The organism is Neomesorhizobium albiziae, from assembly GCF_900114255.1.
Classification (GTDB): domain Bacteria; phylum Pseudomonadota; class Alphaproteobacteria; order Rhizobiales; family Rhizobiaceae; genus Neomesorhizobium; species Neomesorhizobium albiziae.
This window is the reverse complement of sequence record NZ_FOSL01000004.1, coordinates 300,544-317,895: the sequence shown is the minus strand read 5'-3', so window position 1 is coordinate 317,895 and position 17,352 is coordinate 300,544. Positions and strand designations below refer to the sequence as shown.

The following is a 17,352-nucleotide window of genomic DNA, read 5'->3' as shown; positions in this document are numbered from 1 at the left end:
GGTCTTTTCGATGGACGATTTTTTCGGCATCCTCGACCCGGCAGAGCCGCGCACGTTGACCGCGCCCGTCGGCTACGAGACGGTGCATCAGGAGGGCATGTCCTGGGCGCGAAGTGGTCAGCGGTACGAGGACACGACTCGCATTACCGATCGGCAATGGAACCATCTGATTGCTCAGTTCCGCGGATTGGCAACGCTACCAGGCGTAAACGTCGATGACGTTCTGTACTCATCGCCGATGCTGCTGCGCGACTTCATCGCGCGGGCCATCATAGCCACGTTGACCGGCCACGACATCCCTGCCTATGGGCTACTGGACAAAGCAACTTACGATCCAGACAACAATGGCGTCATTGGGCTTGCAAATGGCGGCACGGGCATCGCGGCGGCGAGCAACGCCGCGCTGCTGGCCGCGCTTGGCGCCGCGGCGCTTGCGGGCCCTGCCCTCACCGGCGTTCCGACTGCGCCGACGGCTGCGCCGGGGACGAACACGCTACAGATCGCGACAACGGCCTTTGTCAAGGCGGCGATCGACGCGCTGATCGCGGCCGCGCCAGGCGCGCTCGATACTCTTGATGAGTTGGCAAGCGCACTCGGGGATGATGCGAACTTTGCAGCGACGATCACGGCATTGATCGCTACCAAATTGCAGAAAGACCAAAACCTCAATGACCTCCCGAACAAGGCGACGGCGAGGTCTAACCTTGGCGCCGACGATGCCGCCAACTTGACGACCGGGACGATCCCCGACGCCCGTGTCTCAGCCACTCTCGCCGCTGACAAGGCGTTTCGGCGGGGCAATATTATTGGGACGGCCTCACAGGCTGCGGGAGTTCCGACCGGTGCGCTTGTCGAAAAGGGGGTAAACGCAAACGGCTGGTATACGCGGTTTGCCGACGGCACGCAGCTTTGTTGGTTTACGCCGGTCTTCACTATCACCGGCGGCGTGTATGCCGGTGCATCGGGGAACTTTGCGGCAGCCTTCGCGGGAACTGTTTCCGACATCAAAATCGCGCATGGGGTTTCTGGCTTTACCACTGGTCCGACGAGCGGCTTCGCGCGAATAGGGCCTGCGTCTTTGACCGGTTGGAATGGCTCGGCCATTGCCAACAGCAACGAGACTTTGACCGTATCGGCCCTCGCAGTTGGAAGGTGGTTCTAGAATGCGCATCTCGCTTTCGCCTGTTCGTCGAGACGGCACGCTGACCGTAGAAAAATCGGGCGATTGCCTTGTGATTGATGGCGTCGTTTTCGATTTCACGCCGGTGCCCGACGGTGCCACGCTTCCACAAGACGCAATCGACAGTGAATGGTTTGCCGGCGATGTCGAGCGGATCGCCGGCGTGTTGCACGTCACCCTCGTTTTGCCGCACGGCCCCGATCCTTCGCCGACTGTAGCATTCCCGAGCGATATCATCAGCCCGCCGGACGGCACCGTGGAGTTGCCTCAATGACCGTTGATTTTTCCAAGCTGATCACCGCTGAACAAAAGGCCGCTGTGACACGCGACCAGATGACCGCGGCAGTGATTGCAGAGCGCTCACGGCGTTTGGCCGCGGGCTTCAACTACGATTTCGGCGACGGTCGAGGGACACATCGGATAGGGACGACCGAGTCCGATCTCATGGGATGGGATGAGGTGACAAAGCTCTCCGGTGCATTGCTCGCGACCGGAGATACCTCGACCACAATTCCAGTCGTTACAGATACCGGGCCGGTGAATGTCACCGCAGATGATTGGCAACAAGTGCTGCTGGCTGCTGGTGCATTTCGGCAGCCGATCTTTGCCGCCTCATTTGTCTTACAGGCGATGTCGGCGATCCCGGTCAATTTCGCCGACGACCAATACTGGCCGTAAGCGGCGCGCAGCCGCTGCGCTGCGTTAGTCACAAACTTTCCGCAGGGGTTACCTAAATGAAGCTCGTCGCCAACTGGCGCCGGGTGCTTCGTCGTGCGTGGAGCATCCGCTTGATCATCGCTGCCGGTGCCCTCTCCGGCGCCGAAGTCGCCCTGCCGATCCTCGACGGCGTGATCGATATCCCGCGCGGCACTTTCGCCGCCATTTCTCTCGCCGTGACCGCCGCTGCCTTCGTCGCCCGACTGGTCGCGCAAAATTTGACGCAGAAGGACTAGCGAACATGACAACCGCAAAAAGCCGCAGGGCCGTCGTGGCGCTGGCCGGCATCACTTCCGCTGTCACTCTGAGCCTCGGTGTTCTGATCAAGCCGTGGGAAGGGCGCGAGCTTCACGCCTATCGCGATATCGTCGGCGTCTGGACGATTTGCGACGGCGAGACGAAGGGCGTGAAACCCGGCATGGTCAAGACCAACGCCGAGTGCGACGCAATGCTCTTGCGCCGGGTCGAGCAAGACTTTTATCGGCCGCTCACAGTCTGCATTCCGAACTTTAAGGAACTGCCGTTGAGCCTTCAGGCGTCGCTCGTGTCGGCCGGCTACAACGTCGGCGTCGGGGCCATCTGCAATTCGACGGCCGCACGGCTGGCGAAAGCCGACGACCATCGCGCCGCTTGCCATGCGGTCACGCGGTTTAATCGCGCCGGCGGAAAGGTCGTTCGCGGGCTGAAGCTCCGCCGCGAGTACGGCGATGCCTCGCGCATCGGCGAGCTTGAGCTTTGCCTCGCGGGTCTCAAATGATCGGCGGTGCTGTCCTGGCGGTCGCCGCGCCGCTGCTGTCGCGTTTTGCGGCGCCCCTTGCCTTCGCGGGCGGCCTGGCTGCTGCCACCGCTTGCGGTGCCGCATGGGATCGTTTCGTCGACGACCCCGCAGTCGCGGCGGCAGCACGGGGCGGCTTCGTGCAGCGCTCCGAAAAAGTGGCCGCCGAGGCCGAGCTTGCAGCGACCCGACGGCAACTCGCCGACGTCCGGGCCGCCCGCGATCGCTTCGCTCTAATACTCGCTCACAGCCAAGCGGCCGCCTCGCGGCAAGTTGAAAGAATGGAATCGGGGATCGTCAAAAATGAAAAGAAGCTTGCCGAGGATGGCCGCGAATGGCGGCTTGATCGCGCTGATATTGAGTGGCTGCTCAAGCCTTGATCTCGCGCGCATCGAAGCCGCCGCCTCGCGCCAGGGCGACGCGGCCGCCGGGATTGTTCTGGGCGAACTTCCCGACGACTGCCGCGCCCGCGAACCTCATGCGGCCTTGGTCGAAGGCTTCGAGATACGTTCGATTTTGAAACGTGAGCGCGCGGCGCTCGACCGCGCAAACGAACGTCTGACCCGCTGCGCGGACTATCATGACGACCTTGTCGACCATCTTGAGGCGCGCCCGTGACGATCGATCCTACAGTAACGCTCGGCAATCTTCTGACGATCGGCGCGCTAATCGTCGGGGCCTTGTCGGCCTGGTTTCTCCTGCGCGGTGACGTCGTATCGATGAAGGCGGCGCAGGCCGACCAGAAAGAGAAGCACGACGCTCTCGCCGCTAGCTATGCCGCCCTGCAAAAGCGCGCCGAGGAAATTCGCGCCAGGGGCGCGCACGAGCTTGCCGAATACAAGCTGATCGTCGCGCGGGAATACGCAACCAACGAAGCCATCAAGGAAGTCGAGACGACGCTTGTGAAGGCGATCGATCGTCTCGGCGACCGTTTCGACAACTATTTCGACCGCGGCCAGACAGCGCCGCGCCGTCGCGGGGGATCGAACTGAATGAAAATGAAGCGAACCAATCCTGCAGTTAACCGCGGCGTCGCGCTTCCTAAAGGCGAGCTAAAGGCCTTTGCCGAACGCATCCGCGACGCGATCGTTGCGGGCTATGCCCCGCCGGGCACCAATCCGGGCGCCGGTCAAACGACGGCGCTGCGCATCGCTGAAAAGGCCGCCGGCCTGACAAAGAACAAGGCCGACGTGCGCCTGCGCGGCATCCGGCGCGCCGGCCTCGATACTCTATGGCGCGACGCAGCTGTGGCCTGGTCCAAGGCAAAAACTACCAACGCGGCCGCGCCGGTCACGCCGCCGACGATCGACGAGCGCTTGCGCGAGCGTCGACTCGAACGCGAGGTCGCCGACCTCAAGACCGAGCGCAAGGGGTTGCTCGATCGCATCATTGCCGCCGAGGATCTTCGTGCCACCGTGTTCGACTTGGCACGCGCGATCGAGGCGCCGGCCGTGATTGCGCCGATTTCTGGCGGCAAGCGTGGCGGCCGCCGCTCGGCGATTCTTCACATTTCGGACGTGCATTGCGGCGAGGCGGTCGACCTTTACGAAATGGACGGGTTGAACTCCTACAATCTCGACATTTGCCGCGCGCGTCTGGAAAGGCTTTTCCAGAAAACGGCGTCGCTCCTGACCGACCATTGGAAGGGCGATCCCGTCGACGAAATCATCGTCTGCCTTGGCGGCGATATGATCGACGGAAACCTGCGTGAAGAAAGCCGCCGAGGCGGCGCCGCGCCCGTCGTGACTTCGGTCAAGGTCGTGTCCGAACAAACGGCCGGCGGCCTCGCCTTTCTGCGATCGACGGTCAAGGTTCCGATCCGTGTCTACACCTCGGGCGGTAACCATAGCCGGTTGACGCCGAAGCCGCACGCCGCCGAGGGCGGGATCGACAATCTCGACATCCTGGTTTCGTGGGGCATTGAAAAGATGCTCGCCGGCGATCCTGGCGTTAGTTTCTACTACACCGGGTCAGGCGAGGCCCTATTCAACGTCTACGGCTGGAAATTCCTTCTGCAACATGGGCACGAGGGCGCCGGCGGCACGGGCGGGCTTTACGGCGCGGTCTACAAGCAGGTCCGGGGCATGTACCGAACGCATGTTTCCTATGCCCGCCGTGGCCGAGGTTTTCATTTCGTGCTACAGGGGCACGACCATACGTCGAGCAAGATTCCGTTCGGTTTCGCGAATGGTTCGATCGTCGGATATAACCCCTACGCCATGCGGTCATTAAAGGCAGACCCGGCGCCGGCCTCGCAAAATCTGCTGATCGTCGAGGAAAAGCTCGGCGTCATCACCTATCAGGAATTGTTTCTCGGCTCGCCTGATGAGGGCAGCCTGTACGTGCCGCCGGCGCTCGACATGGCCGGGGTCACCGGGGCAGTCGCATGAGCCATCCTCCGGTTATTGGACTGACCGGCCGGCGACACGTCGGCAAGTCGACGGCCGCCGATCACTTGGTCGGCGCCTACGGCTTTGTGCGGGCGCATCCCTTTGAGGGCGGCAAGGTCGCGGCGATGGCGTATTTCATGCACGTCGGCGCGACAGAGGATGAAGCGTGCCGAATGGTGTACGGCGACCTGCGCGACAAGCCGTCGCCATACCTTCCCGGCGCCGCGTTCCCGCGATCCTTCCTCGAAAAGTTCGGTCACTTCATGGGCGTTTCCATGGGTGCGGATTGGACGCTCGGCAAAGAATTCGACCTCGCTTGGCGGAAGCATTCGGGGCGGCCGCTCGTCGTCGAGTCTGTCGTTTATGAAGCCCCGGCGATCCGCGCGGTGGGTGGCATGCTCGTGCGCATCGTTCGGCCAGGTCACAGCGGCCCAACCGGCATTCGAAGCGACGCAGCGCAAGCCGAGATTGACGTCGACGCGACCATCGTCAATGACGGAAACCTCGACAAGCTCCGGTGTCAAATTGACCGTATCGCGCATATGATGGTCGGTGGGCGCTGAATTGCAAACTAGAAAAGCTCACCCGCCGACCGGTCGTCGCGGACCCGCTTGAATGAGGGATGCCGAAGCTGGCCATCCTCGGTCCAGCCGCGAAACTCGACCTCGACAACGATCTCTGGCCGCGTCCAGACGGCGTTCTTGTTCCTGAGCCTGGGGATTGGTGACGAGCCGGTCTGGATCGTATCGAGCTTGGCCTTCAGGGGAGGGGCGCTTCGGGAGTTGAAGCCGGTCCCGACACCGCCTACATAGGCCAGCTTGCCGTCTTGGCCCGTTGCCAGCAGCAAGCTTCCTAGCCCTCCATAGCTGCCGCCAGGCTCATACCCGATGACGATGAACTCGTCGCTTTTGATGCATTTAGCCTTTACCCATTCCTCCCGCCTGCCAGAGCGGTATGGGCTGTCCAGCCGCTTCGAGACGACACCTTCCAAACCAAACGCGCAGGCCTGCTGCAACAGGTCACCGGGATTGCCCTCGATCGTTTCGCTGAAGACGATACCCTCCGGTTGCGGATTACCCAGAAGGTCAAAGAGTTTTGCGCGCCGCTCAGTAAGCGGCCGATCGCGAAGATCCTCGCCGTTCAGCATTGTCAGGTCGAATACGGCGAACATGATCCGGCTTCGGTCGCCGCCGCGGCCGAGCGCGCGCTGCAGCAGATTGAAGTGCGACATGCCGCCCACGTCGGCGACAAAAGCCTCGCCGTCGATCATGGCATTGGTGGCCTTCAGCTGAGCCATCGCCTGGACGATGGTTGGGAACTCCTTCGTCCAGTCATGTAGGTTACGGGTGAGAACCCGAACGTTGCCGTCCTGAAGGTACGCCCCGACCCGGTAGCCGTCCCATTTGATCTCGTGGATCCAGTTCGGACCTACAGGCACCTTGTCGACAAGGGTGGGATGCATTGGTGGGACAACGCCGGCGGGGATCCGGGGCTTGTCACGGGCGCTCGCCGCGCTGCGCGCCCATTTCATGCGTCGGTCCGTTTGCGCGACGGCGTCGACGGTTTGCCCTTTTTAATGCCAACTATCTGAGGGGAGTCACCGGGTATGGTCGTCATGCCGGGATGACCGAAAAGCGAGAAGGTGACAGTTCCATCGGCCCAAGCCGATAGCACCTCGACCTCGATCGTAATCTTGTCCCCTCGATCGATTTTGGGGCCTGGCATCAGTTTTCACCTTGAGCGGTAAGCCGGCGGGTCACTACGTCGTTCTCACGAAGAGCAGTGAGATGGTTATCCGTCAGCTCGTACAGGGCGCTGGCGATCTCCTCCGGTCCCCAGCCCGCAGCCGCGATATTCTCCCACAACTCCCGAAAGGCCTCGTCGATCGAGACTTGGCAGTCGATATCACGGTCAGGGTAGTGATCCGGGTTTCTCGGCGAGGTGAACGTCATTCGTCATCTGCCCGGTGGGTGATGTGTTCGAAAATCGATCCGGCCTTGTTGAGCCTTCGTAGGGCCGCAAGCACCTCATTGTCGTCCATGGTGTCGCCCCAGCTAGAGGAAATTGCCATGACCTCGATGTGGTGTTTCCCGAATCTCGCGACCGCGCGGGCCATCTCCCGTTTGATTTCCGCTCGAATATCTTTGTGAAGTGGGATGACGTTGTCGCTTCTCATGGCTCCACAACATTAGCGCATCGTAATAGTTCCAGCACAACATCCAAGGGAGGGGTCTCTGGGGGTGATTGCGGGGCTATCGATTTGATCTATATCTCGGCCCATGGGCTGGACGTTTCAATCGCTGATCGACGAGAGGATGAAGGTAACGGCATTTTGCTTGGACGATGCCTGCCGCAACGTCCGGGTGCTGCCTCTTGAAGAACTGAGGGACCGTTTCGGCCCCGATGCCCCGGCCATGCGCGATGACATCCTCCCCCGGCTCAGATGCGACGCCTGCGGCGGGAAAAATGTCGATCTCACCTGTGTTCCGGATCACTCGGCCAGGGCGCCGGAAAACCCCTATAGCAAGGCCAAGGGCGGATAACGTCTATTGGCACCATGGCGCACGGCGACCGGTCCATTCGCGCGCTAAGCCTTCGTCAATCAGAATACGGCCGACATCGCGGCCGGCTACACTAATGACCGCGAGGGTCCGCCCGTGGCGATCCTTCACGCGGCCCGTATAAGGATCACCGCGGGTGATGGCGATTTCGCCTTGGCCGAGCAATGATTCCAATCTTCTCTTGGCGACTAGGCCAAGCCGCTTTTCGGCGTCGCATTGCGCGTGGTGAATTTCCGGGGTGTCTATGTTAGCGATCCGAATACGCTCCCCCGCGATCGTTACTGTGTCCCCGTCAACGGCAGTGAAGGCGTGCAGGGCGACCGCCCCAGCGATCAAAATCATGTGTTTTCTATGCCCCTGCCCGAACGCCCCGCTGCAATTCAAAGATATATGGCGGAACGCGACTCGCGCCTCAAGCGTTTCTTAATAGGTGTCAAGAGATATTTTGATTATTGATTCGGAGAGTGCTATGCAAAAGCGAATCAATCACAATAACGCGTCAATGGAGGGGAGCATGACACGTCGCGAAGCCGCTTTGAAGGAAGCGGGCATCGATCTGCATTTTGTTTCCGAGCATGGCAGCGTTGCTTCTGCCTTGGATTTTGGTGGCGCATCCTTTTCGGGTTACGGCGAGTTCACTCCCATAACCGTGCGCTCGGACACGGTGCTTTCAGATGCCGACTTGGAACGAAATAAATTCCGAAATTGACGCCATCAACTCTCCTGAAGCCTGCGATCAGGTCAGGGACAAATATCTACAGAAATTAGAGGCAAGAGTAGGTCGCACTGTGTTGGCCTACTATTCTGGCTTTCTTCAGAGGCGTTTGCCGGACGGCCGTGTTCATCCCGAGTCGGCTTTGACCGACTTAGACATGAACGGTTTTATGGCCGTAGTGCACAACGTTGACCGTAGGCGAGGCCTCGATCTCATTCTTCATACGCCAGGCGGCGGAACCGAAGCCACCCGAGCAATCGTTGAATACCTTTACAAGATGTTCGGCCCCGACATACGGGTCATTGTTCCTCATCTAGCGATGTCCGCAGGAACGATGATTGCGTGCGCGGGGCGAGAAATCTTGATGGGCAAGCACTCGTGCCTCGGGCCGACCGACCCGCAGATCAGAGGGCATCCCGCAATGGGAGTCCTCGCTGAGGTTGATCGTGCAATCGTTGAGATCAAGGCCGAGCCCCTCAAACAACTTTTGTGGCAACAGGTCTTCTCGAAATATCCACCCGCCTTCATTCTTGATTGTGAGCGGGCGGTCGAGGGTACGCGACAGATGGTCGCCAGCTGGCTAGAAGCAAACATGGTGAAGGGTCATGAGAACCCGAGGGCGCAAGCGAAAGCCATTGTCGACAAGCTCATGGACTACCAAGGTACGACTGAGCACTCACACCATTTCCTGATCGACAACTGCAAGGCCATCGGCCTGAATGTGAAAGCGTTTGAGGACGATCAAGACATCCAAGAGGACGTTTTGAGCGTGCATCACTCTTTCGTTGCAACGTTCGCTCAAAAACCCGTCATTAAGATTTTGCAAAACGCGAGCGGGTTGAAGTGGGCTATCAACGCTTAAAGCAGCCTATCCGGTAACGCGTCCCAACGATTTCAAGTACTTATTGCTAAGGAGGCATTAAGCCCGGGAAGCAGGCGCGCGACAGCTTCAATTGTCCAGCAACGGGTTGAAAGGCATAGTGATCGACACATCTCGTTCGAAACAGGCCTCGACCAATGCGAATTGGAACCCTTGCGGTGTTGCTGGCCGCGCTGTCGGGCTCTGCCTGCGCGCAGATTGCACCGCTGCGTATCAACACCGCCAAAACAGCCGTACCTGTTGTGGCGGTGCTGGAGGAAAGGCCCGCAGGTGCTGCCGAACTCGGGCCGCTCACCACCACGACCTGCCTCAACCGGTTCTGGGACAGCCGCCCGGGCTGGGACGTTGCGCTCGACACGGCAAAGCAGCAGGCCGCCACGATGGGCGCCAACGCTCTGACCGATGTCCGCTACGAAGAGGGCAACGTCCTTCTGTGCAGCACCAGCCTGAAAATCACGGCCGTGGCGTTGCGCGTGCCGTAACCCTGGGTATGTCGCGCAAAAGTGTGCAGCGGTTTTGAGATAACGCCATGCTTTAAGTCCAGTCGTCCGTCAGCTGTGAGCGAAAATGTCGTCTTCCGGCCAGCCGAGCAGGTCCAGCTTGGAGCGCGTCGGCAGGAAGCGGAAGCAGGCGTCGGCGATCTCCACGCGGCCTTCCCGCGCCAGCCTTGACGACAGGGCGTCGCGCAGCCTGTGCAAATAGAGGACGTCGGAGGCCGCATAGTCCAGCTGCTCCGGTGACAGAACCTCCGCCGCCCAGTCGGAAGACTGCTGCTGCTTGGACAGAGCGACGCCGAGAAGCTCGGAGCAGATATCCTTCAGACCGTGGCGGTCGGTGTAGGTGCGGGTGAGCCGCGAGGCGATCTTGGTGCAGAACACCGGCTCTGCCAAAGCTCCCAGTGCGTGATAGAGCACGGCGATGTCGAAGCGGCCGAAATGGAACAGCTTGGTGATCGCAGGGTTTTTCAGCAAGGCCACGAGATTGGGGGCCTCGCGCTGCCCCGGCGCGATCTGGATGACATCGGCGCTGCCATCACCGGGCGACAGCTGCACGACGCAAAGCCGGTCGCGATGCGGGTTGAGCCCGAGCGTCTCGGTGTCGATGGCAACCGACGCGACATTGTAATGATCGAGATTGGGCAGATCGTTTTTGTGGAAGCGGATGGTGACGCCGTTGCTCATCGCTCAGCCTTTCAATTCGCCAGCGCGGCGAGAATGCGCGCCCACGAGCGCTGGCCCTTATGGAAAGACCGGAGATCATATTTCTCGTTGGGCGAATGAATGCGGTCGTCGGAGAGTGCAAAACCGACCAGCAGCGATTCCATGCCAAGATAGGTGCGGAAGTCGCCAACGACGGGAATCGAGCCACCGCCGCCCAGCATCACCGCCGGACTGCCCCATTCGTCGGTCAGGGCGTCCTTGGCCTTCGCCAGGAAAGGCGAGTCGTATGAAAGCTGGATTGCCGGCGAGCCGCCATGCGGATGGAACTCGACCGAACAGTCGGCCGGGATGCGCTTCTCCACGAATTCGCGGAAGGCGGCGCGGATCTTTTCCGGATTCTGCTTGTGGACGAGGCGAAACGACACTTTGGCCGACGCTTCCGCCGCGATCACCGTCTTGAAGCCCTTGCCGGTATAGCCGCCATAGATGCCGTTGAACTCGGCGGTCGGCCGCGCCCAGACCATTTCCAGCACCGAGCGGCCCTTCTCGCCGGCCGGCTGCGACAGGCCGATGGGGCCAAGGAAGCTTTCGGCCGTTTCGCCAAGTTTTTCCCATGCCTGAAGCACCTGCGACGGCGTCTCCTCGACGCCATCGTAGAAGCCGGGAATTGTCACCCGGGCCTCGTCATCGTGGATTGCGGCCAGTATCTTCGCCAGGATGCGCACCGGATTGGCGGCGGGACCGCCATACATGCCGGAATGCAGGTCGCGGTTTGCCGCCTTGATCGTGACCTCCTCGCCCACCAGCCCGCGCAGCGACGTACAGATGGACGGCGTTTCGGGATTCCACATGTCGGTGTCGCAGACCAGCGCAAACTCGGCCTTGAGCTCATCCTTGTTGGCGTCGAGGAAAGGCTTGAGCGACGGCGAGCCGGATTCCTCCTCGCCTTCGAAAAGCAGCGTGATGCGGCAGGGCAGCGAGCCATGTTCGGCCTTCCAGGCCCGGCAGGCCTCGACGAAAAGCATCAGCTGGCCCTTGTCGTCGGACGAGCCGCGGCCGGTGATGACCTTCATGCCTTCACGCTCCTTGACAGCCGGATCGAACGGATCGTCTTCCCACAGCTCCAGCGGGTCGACCGGTTGAACATCGTAGTGGCCGTAAAAGAGCACATGCCTAGCGCCCGGCGTCGGGCCGTCGTGATGGGCGACGACCATCGGGTGGCCGGGCGTGTCGCGAACGCTGGCTTCGAAACCGATGGTCTTCAGGTCGGCGACCAGCCATTCGGCCGCCTTGCGGCACTCCTCGGCATAGGCCGGATCGGTCGAGATCGACTTGATCCGCAGCAGCTTGAACAAGCGCTCGAGGCTCTTGTCGAGGTCGCGGTCGAGGCGATCGAGAACCGGGGGGAGTGCGGACATAACGGCTTCCTTTCGAATCTGCGGGCGCCACCGTAACGCATGACCCCGAAAACCGGAATCGGTTTTCGGAAGGGATCATGCGCAGGTTTAAAGTGCTACAGCGTCCTTTTGCGCGTCCCTTCGGGCGCGCGGCGCTGTAGTGCGGCACTGCGGAAACGGGAAGCCGGCGGCGTTGGACCAGAGCGGGAAGCAGGTAAAAAAGTGCCGCCGTGGTGGAGGGGGAACCACGGCGGCCTTACTCAAACGTTGCGGCAGCCCGGAGAGGGGGATGAGGCTGCCGCAGTTGTCCGGGATAGGCGGGGGACGGGCCTTGGTCCGGACTCGGCGATAATTGCCGATAGCCCCTATTTGGAAATTCAAAAGAGGCGATTCAAGGGCACGAAAATTACATCTTTGTAACAAAGCCGTGATGCACCTGAAGTGGTAGTTGCTGGCAGCAATGGAGGCCGGTTCGGGCGATAGCAATAGACAGTCCGGCGCCTGCGCGTTAGGGCTTACGCCCATGAAAAATGGCGATCATCTCTTCCTTGTCGACGGCTCCGGCTACATCTTCCGCGCCTATCACGCGCTGCCGCCCCTCAACCGCAAATCGGACGGGCTTCCGGTCAGTGCGGTGCTGGGTTTCTGCAACATGGTATGGAAGCTGTTGCAGGACGCCAGGAACACCGCGGTGGGCGTGGTGCCGACGCATTTCGCCGTCATTTTCGACTATTCGTCGAAAACCTTCCGCAACGAACTCTATGCCGAGTACAAGGCCAACCGCTCGGCGCCGCCCGAAGATCTGATCCCGCAATTCGGGCTGATCCGCGAGGCGACGCGCGCCTTCGACCTGCCCTGCCTGGAGATGGAAGGCTACGAGGCCGACGACCTGATCGCCACCTATGCGCGGCTTGCCCGGGAAGCCGGCGGCGACGTCACCATCATTTCCTCCGACAAGGACCTGATGCAACTCGTCGGGCCGAACGTTTCGATGTACGACCCGATGAAGGACCGCCAGATCGGTATTGCGGAAGTCATCGAGAAATGGGGCGTACCGCCCGAGAAGATGATCGACCTTCAGGCGCTGACCGGCGACTCGATCGACAACGTGCCGGGCGTGCCCGGCATCGGCCCGAAAACGGCCGCGCAATTGCTCGAAACGTTCGGCGACCTCGACACGCTTCTGGCACGGGCCGGCGAGATCAAACAGGACAAGCGCCGAGAAACGATCATCTCGAATGCCGAAAACGCACGAATTTCACGTGAACTGGTCCGGCTGAAGGACGATGTCACCGTCGCCGACCCGCTCGGCGATCTCGTGCTGCAATCGCCGGACGGCCAGAAGCTGATCGCCTTTCTGAAGGCGATGGAATTTTCCACGCTGACCCGCCGCGTTGCCGAAGCCACCGGTACCGACATCGCGGCAATCGAATCGGCCAAGATCGCCGTCGAAAGCGGCGCCGAGGCCCATGGCCCGGATGTCGGAGCCGGCCAGCCGCAAGTCCGGGCTGCTGCTCCACAACCCGGCAATGCCGGGCCGGCAACGACCGGCGCAGGCCCGGCCGTGACAGACACGCCGCAGACGCCGGCAATGCTGGCCACGGCGCGTGCCCAGGCTGTCGTCGGGGCCACGATCGAGCGCACCGGATACGCCTGCATCCGCGACCTGGCCACACTGGAGCAGTGGGTGGCGGAGGCGCGCGCGACGGGCATCGTGGCATTTCGCACCGAAACCACTTCGCTCGACCCGATGCGGGCCGAGCCGGTCGGCTTTGCACTGGCTGTCGGGCCGGGCCGGGCGGCCTATATTCCGGTTGGGCATCGCGCCAGTGCGGCCGACCTTCTCGGCGGCGGCCGCACCGATAACCAGATCGCGCTGAACGACGCCCTTTCGGCGCTGAAACCGCTGCTCGCCGACCGATCGGTGCTGAAGATCGGTCACAACCTCAAGTATGACTGGCTGATGATGCATCGCCTCGGCATCGACGTCGCTCCGTTCGACGACACGATGCTGATCTCCTACGTGCTCGGGGCCGGCACCGGCTCGCACGACATAACGGCGCTCGCCGAGCGCTGGCTGGGCCACGAGATGATCCCGTTCAAGGAGGTGATCGGCTCCGGCAAGAACCTCATCACCTTCGACCTCGTCGATATCGAGCGGGCGACGACTTATGCCACCGAGGGCGCCGACATCGCCATCCGCCTGTGGCAGATCCTGAAGCCGCGGCTTACCGCGGACGGGCTGGTTTCGGTCTATGAGCGCCTCGAACGACCGCTGGTGCCGGTGCTGGCGCGCATGGAGGAACGCGGCATCTCGGTCGACCGCCAGATGCTTTCACGCCTGTCGGGCGAGTTCGCACAGCGCGCCGGGGCGCTGGAGGAGGACGTCTACACCGCCGCAGGCGAACGCTTCACAATCGGCTCGCCAAAGCAGCTCGGCGACATCATGTTCGGCAAGATGGGACTGCCGGGCGGCTCCAAGACCAAATCGGGGCAGTGGTCGACCACCGCGCAACTGCTCGAGGAGCTTGCCGCCGAAGGCTACGAACTGCCGCGACGTATCGTCGACTGGCGCCAGCTCACCAAGCTGAAATCGACCTATACCGACGCGCTGCCGGAATACATCCACCCCGAGACCAAGCGCCTGCATACATCCTACGCGCTCGCCTCCACGCCCACGGGGCGCATCTCGTCGTCGGAACCCAATCTGCAGAACATTCCGATCCGCACCTCAGAGGGCCGCCGCATCCGCACGGCCTTCATCGCCGACAAGGGCAACAAGCTGGTGTCGGCCGACTACAGCCAGATCGAGCTCAGGGTGCTCGCCCATATCGCCGACATTCCCCAGTTGCGGCAGGCGTTTGCCGACGGCGTCGACATCCACGCGATGACCGCGTCGGAAATGTTCGGTGTACCGGTCGCTGGCATGCCTTCCGATGTGCGCCGGCGCGCCAAGGCGATCAATTTCGGCATCGTCTACGGCATCTCGGCTTTCGGCCTCGCCAACCAGCTCTCCATCCCGCGCGAGGAGGCAGGCGCCTACATCAAGAAGTATTTCGAGCGTTTTCCCGGCATCAAGGACTACATGGACAGCAGCAAGCAGATGGCGCGCGACAAGGGTTATGTCGAAACCATCTTCGGGCGGCGCATCCATTATCCCGAGATCCGCTCGTCAAATCCCTCGGTGCGCGCTTTCAACGAACGCGCCTCGATCAACGCGCCGATCCAGGGTTCGGCGGCCGACATCATCCGCCGCGCTATGGTGCGCATGGAAGATGCGCTGAGGGAGGCCCGCCTTTCAGCGCGCATGCTGCTTCAGGTGCACGACGAATTGATCTTCGAGACTTCCGAGGAGGAAGTCGAGGCGACGCTGCCGGTGGTCAAGAAGGTCATGGAGAATGCCGCCATGCCGGCCGTCAGCATGGTCGTGCCGTTGCATGTCGATGCGCGCGCCGCCGACAATTGGGACGAAGCGCACTGACAAAGTCGCGGACGCCTGGTGGGGTCCGCGACCTTGCAAATTACGGGCGCGGTGGAATGTTGAGGCCGCGCTGTACGGCTGGCCGTGCAAGGCCACGGTCCAGCCATGCCTGCGTGGCGGTGAACTTGTCGAGCTCGAGTATTTCGCCGGCTCCGTAGAAGCCGCCCATGTTGCGGACCCAGCCGAATGTCGCGATGTCGGCTATCGTGTAGTCGTCGCCCATGATCCATTCACGATCGGCCAGGCGACCTTCCAAAACGCCGAAAAGCCGTTTCGATTCATCGCGGTAGCGCGCCAGCGGGCGCTTGTCCTCGTATTCCTTGCCGGCGAATTTGTGGAAGAAGCCGAGCTGGCCGAACATCGGGCCGATCGACGCCATCTGGAAGAACACCCATTGCAGCGTTTCATAGCGAAGAGCTGGGTCGGCAGACATCAGCTTGCCGGTCTTTTCGGCCAGGTAGACGAGGATGGCGCCCGATTCGAACAGGCCGATCGGCTTGCCGCCCGGGCCGTCGGGGTCGATGATTGCCGGGATCTTGCCGTTCGGATTGAGCGACAGGAATTCCGGCGTCCAGCTTTCATTTTTGCCTATGTCGACCAGATGCGGCTCGTAGGGAAGGCCTAGTTCCTCCAACGCGATCGAGACCTTGACGCCATTGGGGGTCGGCAGGGAGTAGAGCTGCAGGCGGTCGGGATGCTTGGCCGGCCAGCGCCGGGTGATGGGAAACGCGGAGAGATCGGCCATGAGGGCTCCTGAGGCGATGCGGGATGGGGAAGTCGGAAGTCACTGGAAGGTTGGTTGCATTTAGGAACCCGTTTCCGGTTGATCAATGCCGATGCGGGGGAAAATCAAGGCCGGGAATCGCGGCGGCGCGAGAGCCGTTTCAGACCGCCTTGAAGGCGACTGTCGAGTTGGTGCCGCCAAAGGCAAAGCCGTTGCTGATCGCGGCGCGAACCGGCCGGACCTTCGCCACATTGGGCGTAACGTCGAGGTCGCATCCCGGGTCCGGCTGCCGGTAGTTCGCCGTCGGCGGCACGATGCCGTCGCGGATCGCCATGACGCAGGCGATCATTTCGAGCGCACCCGACGCGCCCATGCAATGGGCGTGCATCGACTTGGTGGAGGAGACGGACAGGCTGTCTGCGTGTTTTCCAAACACGCGGCGGATGGCGGTTGTCTCGATCTGGTCGTTCGCCGTGGTGCCGGTTCCATGGGCGTTGATATAGTCGACCTCCTCCGGCGCCAGCCCGGCATCGGCAAGGCAGGCAAGCATCGCCGCGGTAGGCCCCTCGACCGTGGGCGCGACGATGTCGGTCGCGTCACCGGAAAGGCCCGCACCGGCGAGTTCGGCAAGAATCGTGGCGCCGCGTGCGGTCGCATGCTCGAACGTCTCGAGCACCGCCATGCCCGCGCCCTCGCCAATTACCAGACCGTCGCGGTCGGCGGAAAACGGCCGGCATGTCTCACGGGCCAGCGCCCGCAACGCTTCCCATCCCTTCAGGACCCCGAAAACCAGCGGCGCATCCGTGCCACCGGCGATCATGATGTCGGCGCGGCCGAGCCGCAGCTGGTCCGCCGCCGACGCCAGGGCATGATTGGAAGACGAGCAGGCCGAGGTGACGCCGAAAACCGGCCCCCGCAAACCGTACTGCATGGACACCTGGCCGGCGGGCGCCCCAGGCATGATGCGCGGCACGGTGAAGACATCGGCGCGCGGGCGGCCTTCGACGAGAACGGCGCGGTAATTGTCCTCGGCAGTCTTACCGCCATAGATGCCGGTGCCGACGACAGCGCCGGCGCGTGATGCGCTGACGGCGTCGATGGTGATGCCTGCCTGCCTCATTGCTTCGCCGGCCGCGATGACGGCAAGCAGGCTGAAGCGGTCCATCGTCACCAGACGCCGGCGGTCTAAGCCGTGGTCGGGCAATTCCTTGATCTCGGCCCCGATCCGCACCTTCAGGTCATAGAGTGGCGTGGTGGTGATTTCGCCGATGCCGGAGCGGCCCGACCGCATCGCGTCCCAAATCGCCGGAACATCGGTGCCAAGCGCGCAGAGCCCGCCCATGCCGGTGATGACGATGCGCGGCGATGTCAT

23 protein-coding genes are annotated in these 17,352 nt (G+C 62.0%); 15 read left to right on the top strand and 8 right to left on the bottom strand.

What is annotated here, in order from left to right; translation table 11 throughout:
- Positions 1-10 precede the first annotated feature (10 nt).
- From F3H98_RS31050 to F3H98_RS09960, 10 genes are all read left to right on the top strand, one after another.
- Entirely contained in the window at positions 11-1,162 is a 1,152-nt protein-coding gene (locus F3H98_RS31050; protein ID WP_188130381.1) for a hypothetical protein, read from the top strand.
- Position 1,163: 1 nt separating this feature from the next.
- Positions 1,164-1,454 carry a hypothetical protein gene (locus F3H98_RS10000; RefSeq protein WP_149759991.1) on the top strand — a complete coding sequence of 97 codons (291 nt, stop codon included), beginning with the start codon at positions 1,164-1,166 and terminating at the stop codon, positions 1,452-1,454.
- A complete protein-coding gene (locus tag F3H98_RS09995) occupies positions 1,451-1,858 on the top strand; it encodes a DUF4376 domain-containing protein (RefSeq protein WP_149759990.1) in 408 nt (135 codons plus the stop codon). Before F3H98_RS10000 ends, F3H98_RS09995 begins: the two co-directional genes overlap by 4 nt.
- Before the next feature lie 56 nt (positions 1,859-1,914).
- Complete coding sequence (locus tag F3H98_RS09990) at positions 1,915-2,133, top strand: DUF7940 domain-containing protein (protein WP_149759989.1); 219 nt, start codon at positions 1,915-1,917, stop codon at positions 2,131-2,133.
- 35 nt (positions 2,134-2,168) lie between these two features.
- Positions 2,169-2,654 (top strand): lysozyme, encoded by a 486-nt coding sequence (locus tag F3H98_RS09985; RefSeq protein WP_244621656.1) that lies wholly within the window; start codon positions 2,169-2,171, stop codon positions 2,652-2,654.
- Positions 2,651-3,052, top strand: coding sequence for a hypothetical protein (locus F3H98_RS09980; protein ID WP_149759987.1), 402 nt, complete (start codon positions 2,651-2,653; stop codon positions 3,050-3,052). Before F3H98_RS09985 ends, F3H98_RS09980 begins: the two co-directional genes overlap by 4 nt.
- Positions 3,015-3,290, top strand: coding sequence for a hypothetical protein (locus tag F3H98_RS09975; RefSeq protein ID WP_342211605.1), 276 nt, complete (start codon positions 3,015-3,017; stop codon positions 3,288-3,290). Before F3H98_RS09980 ends, F3H98_RS09975 begins: the two co-directional genes overlap by 38 nt.
- A complete protein-coding gene (locus F3H98_RS09970; protein ID WP_149759986.1) occupies positions 3,287-3,664 on the top strand; it encodes a hypothetical protein in 378 nt (125 codons plus the stop codon). Before F3H98_RS09975 ends, F3H98_RS09970 begins: the two co-directional genes overlap by 4 nt.
- Complete coding sequence (locus F3H98_RS09965) at positions 3,665-5,062, top strand: metallophosphoesterase (protein ID WP_149759985.1); 1,398 nt, start codon at positions 3,665-3,667, stop codon at positions 5,060-5,062.
- Between the two features lie 65 nt (positions 5,063-5,127).
- Positions 5,128-5,625, top strand: coding sequence for a hypothetical protein (locus tag F3H98_RS09960; protein ID WP_149759984.1), 498 nt, complete (start codon positions 5,128-5,130; stop codon positions 5,623-5,625).
- Positions 5,626-5,633: 8 nt separating this feature from the next.
- Here the strand turns inward: F3H98_RS09960 and ligD are convergent, their stop codons facing one another.
- The 3 genes from ligD to F3H98_RS09945 all read right to left on the bottom strand — a co-directional run bounded on the left by ligD (position 5,634) and on the right by F3H98_RS09945 (position 7,238).
- Positions 5,634-6,593 (bottom strand): non-homologous end-joining DNA ligase, encoded by a 960-nt coding sequence (ligD, locus tag F3H98_RS09955; protein ID WP_149759983.1) that lies wholly within the window; start codon positions 6,591-6,593, stop codon positions 5,634-5,636.
- A 193-nt stretch (positions 6,594-6,786) separates the two neighbouring features.
- A complete protein-coding gene (locus tag F3H98_RS09950; protein WP_149759982.1) occupies positions 6,787-7,014 on the bottom strand; it encodes a hypothetical protein in 228 nt (75 codons plus the stop codon).
- On the bottom strand, positions 7,011-7,238 hold the full coding sequence (locus F3H98_RS09945; RefSeq protein WP_149759981.1) for a hypothetical protein: 228 nt from the start codon (positions 7,236-7,238) through the stop codon (positions 7,011-7,013). Before F3H98_RS09945 ends, F3H98_RS09950 begins: the two co-directional genes overlap by 4 nt.
- Before the next feature lie 103 nt (positions 7,239-7,341).
- Here F3H98_RS09945 and F3H98_RS09940 point away from each other — a divergent pair, with 103 nt between their 5' ends.
- Positions 7,342-7,605, top strand: coding sequence for a hypothetical protein (locus tag F3H98_RS09940; protein WP_188130380.1), 264 nt, complete (start codon positions 7,342-7,344; stop codon positions 7,603-7,605).
- 3 nt (positions 7,606-7,608) lie between these two features.
- Here F3H98_RS09940 and F3H98_RS09935 read toward each other — a convergent pair whose 3' ends face one another.
- Complete coding sequence (locus F3H98_RS09935) at positions 7,609-7,965, bottom strand: thermonuclease family protein (protein WP_149759980.1); 357 nt, start codon at positions 7,963-7,965, stop codon at positions 7,609-7,611.
- Between the two features lie 172 nt (positions 7,966-8,137).
- Between F3H98_RS09935 and F3H98_RS09930 the strand changes: the two genes are divergently transcribed.
- The 3 genes from F3H98_RS09930 (at position 8,138) to F3H98_RS09920 (ending at position 9,700) form a co-directional block, all read left to right on the top strand.
- On the top strand, positions 8,138-8,332 hold the full coding sequence (locus tag F3H98_RS09930) for a hypothetical protein (RefSeq protein ID WP_149759979.1): 195 nt from the start codon (positions 8,138-8,140) through the stop codon (positions 8,330-8,332).
- Complete coding sequence (locus F3H98_RS09925) at positions 8,298-9,200, top strand: SDH family Clp fold serine proteinase (protein WP_210249671.1); 903 nt, start codon at positions 8,298-8,300, stop codon at positions 9,198-9,200. The genes F3H98_RS09930 and F3H98_RS09925 overlap by 35 nt, the downstream gene beginning before the upstream one ends.
- A gap of 155 nt (positions 9,201-9,355) precedes the next feature.
- Positions 9,356-9,700 (top strand): hypothetical protein, encoded by a 345-nt coding sequence (locus F3H98_RS09920; protein WP_149759978.1) that lies wholly within the window; start codon positions 9,356-9,358, stop codon positions 9,698-9,700.
- A 69-nt stretch (positions 9,701-9,769) separates the two neighbouring features.
- Here the strand turns inward: F3H98_RS09920 and F3H98_RS09915 are convergent, their stop codons facing one another.
- The gene (locus F3H98_RS09915) at positions 9,770-10,399 is read right to left on the bottom strand and encodes a ribonuclease D (protein ID WP_149759977.1); all 630 of its coding nucleotides are present in this window, start codon (positions 10,397-10,399) and stop codon (positions 9,770-9,772) included.
- Between the two features lie 11 nt (positions 10,400-10,410).
- Complete coding sequence (locus F3H98_RS09910) at positions 10,411-11,796, bottom strand: M20/M25/M40 family metallo-hydrolase (protein WP_149759976.1); 1,386 nt, start codon at positions 11,794-11,796, stop codon at positions 10,411-10,413.
- A gap of 502 nt (positions 11,797-12,298) precedes the next feature.
- On the opposite strand from F3H98_RS09910, the gene polA reads away from it, so the two are divergent.
- A complete protein-coding gene (gene polA / locus F3H98_RS09905) occupies positions 12,299-15,256 on the top strand; it encodes a DNA polymerase I (protein WP_149759975.1) in 2,958 nt (985 codons plus the stop codon).
- Between the two features lie 40 nt (positions 15,257-15,296).
- Here polA and F3H98_RS09900 read toward each other — a convergent pair whose 3' ends face one another.
- Positions 15,297-16,001, bottom strand: a complete 705-nt coding sequence (locus F3H98_RS09900) for a glutathione S-transferase N-terminal domain-containing protein (protein WP_149759974.1) — start codon at positions 15,999-16,001, stop codon at positions 15,297-15,299.
- Between the two features lie 139 nt (positions 16,002-16,140).
- Complete coding sequence (locus tag F3H98_RS09895; protein ID WP_149759973.1) at positions 16,141-17,352, bottom strand: beta-ketoacyl-[acyl-carrier-protein] synthase family protein; 1,212 nt, start codon at positions 17,350-17,352, stop codon at positions 16,141-16,143.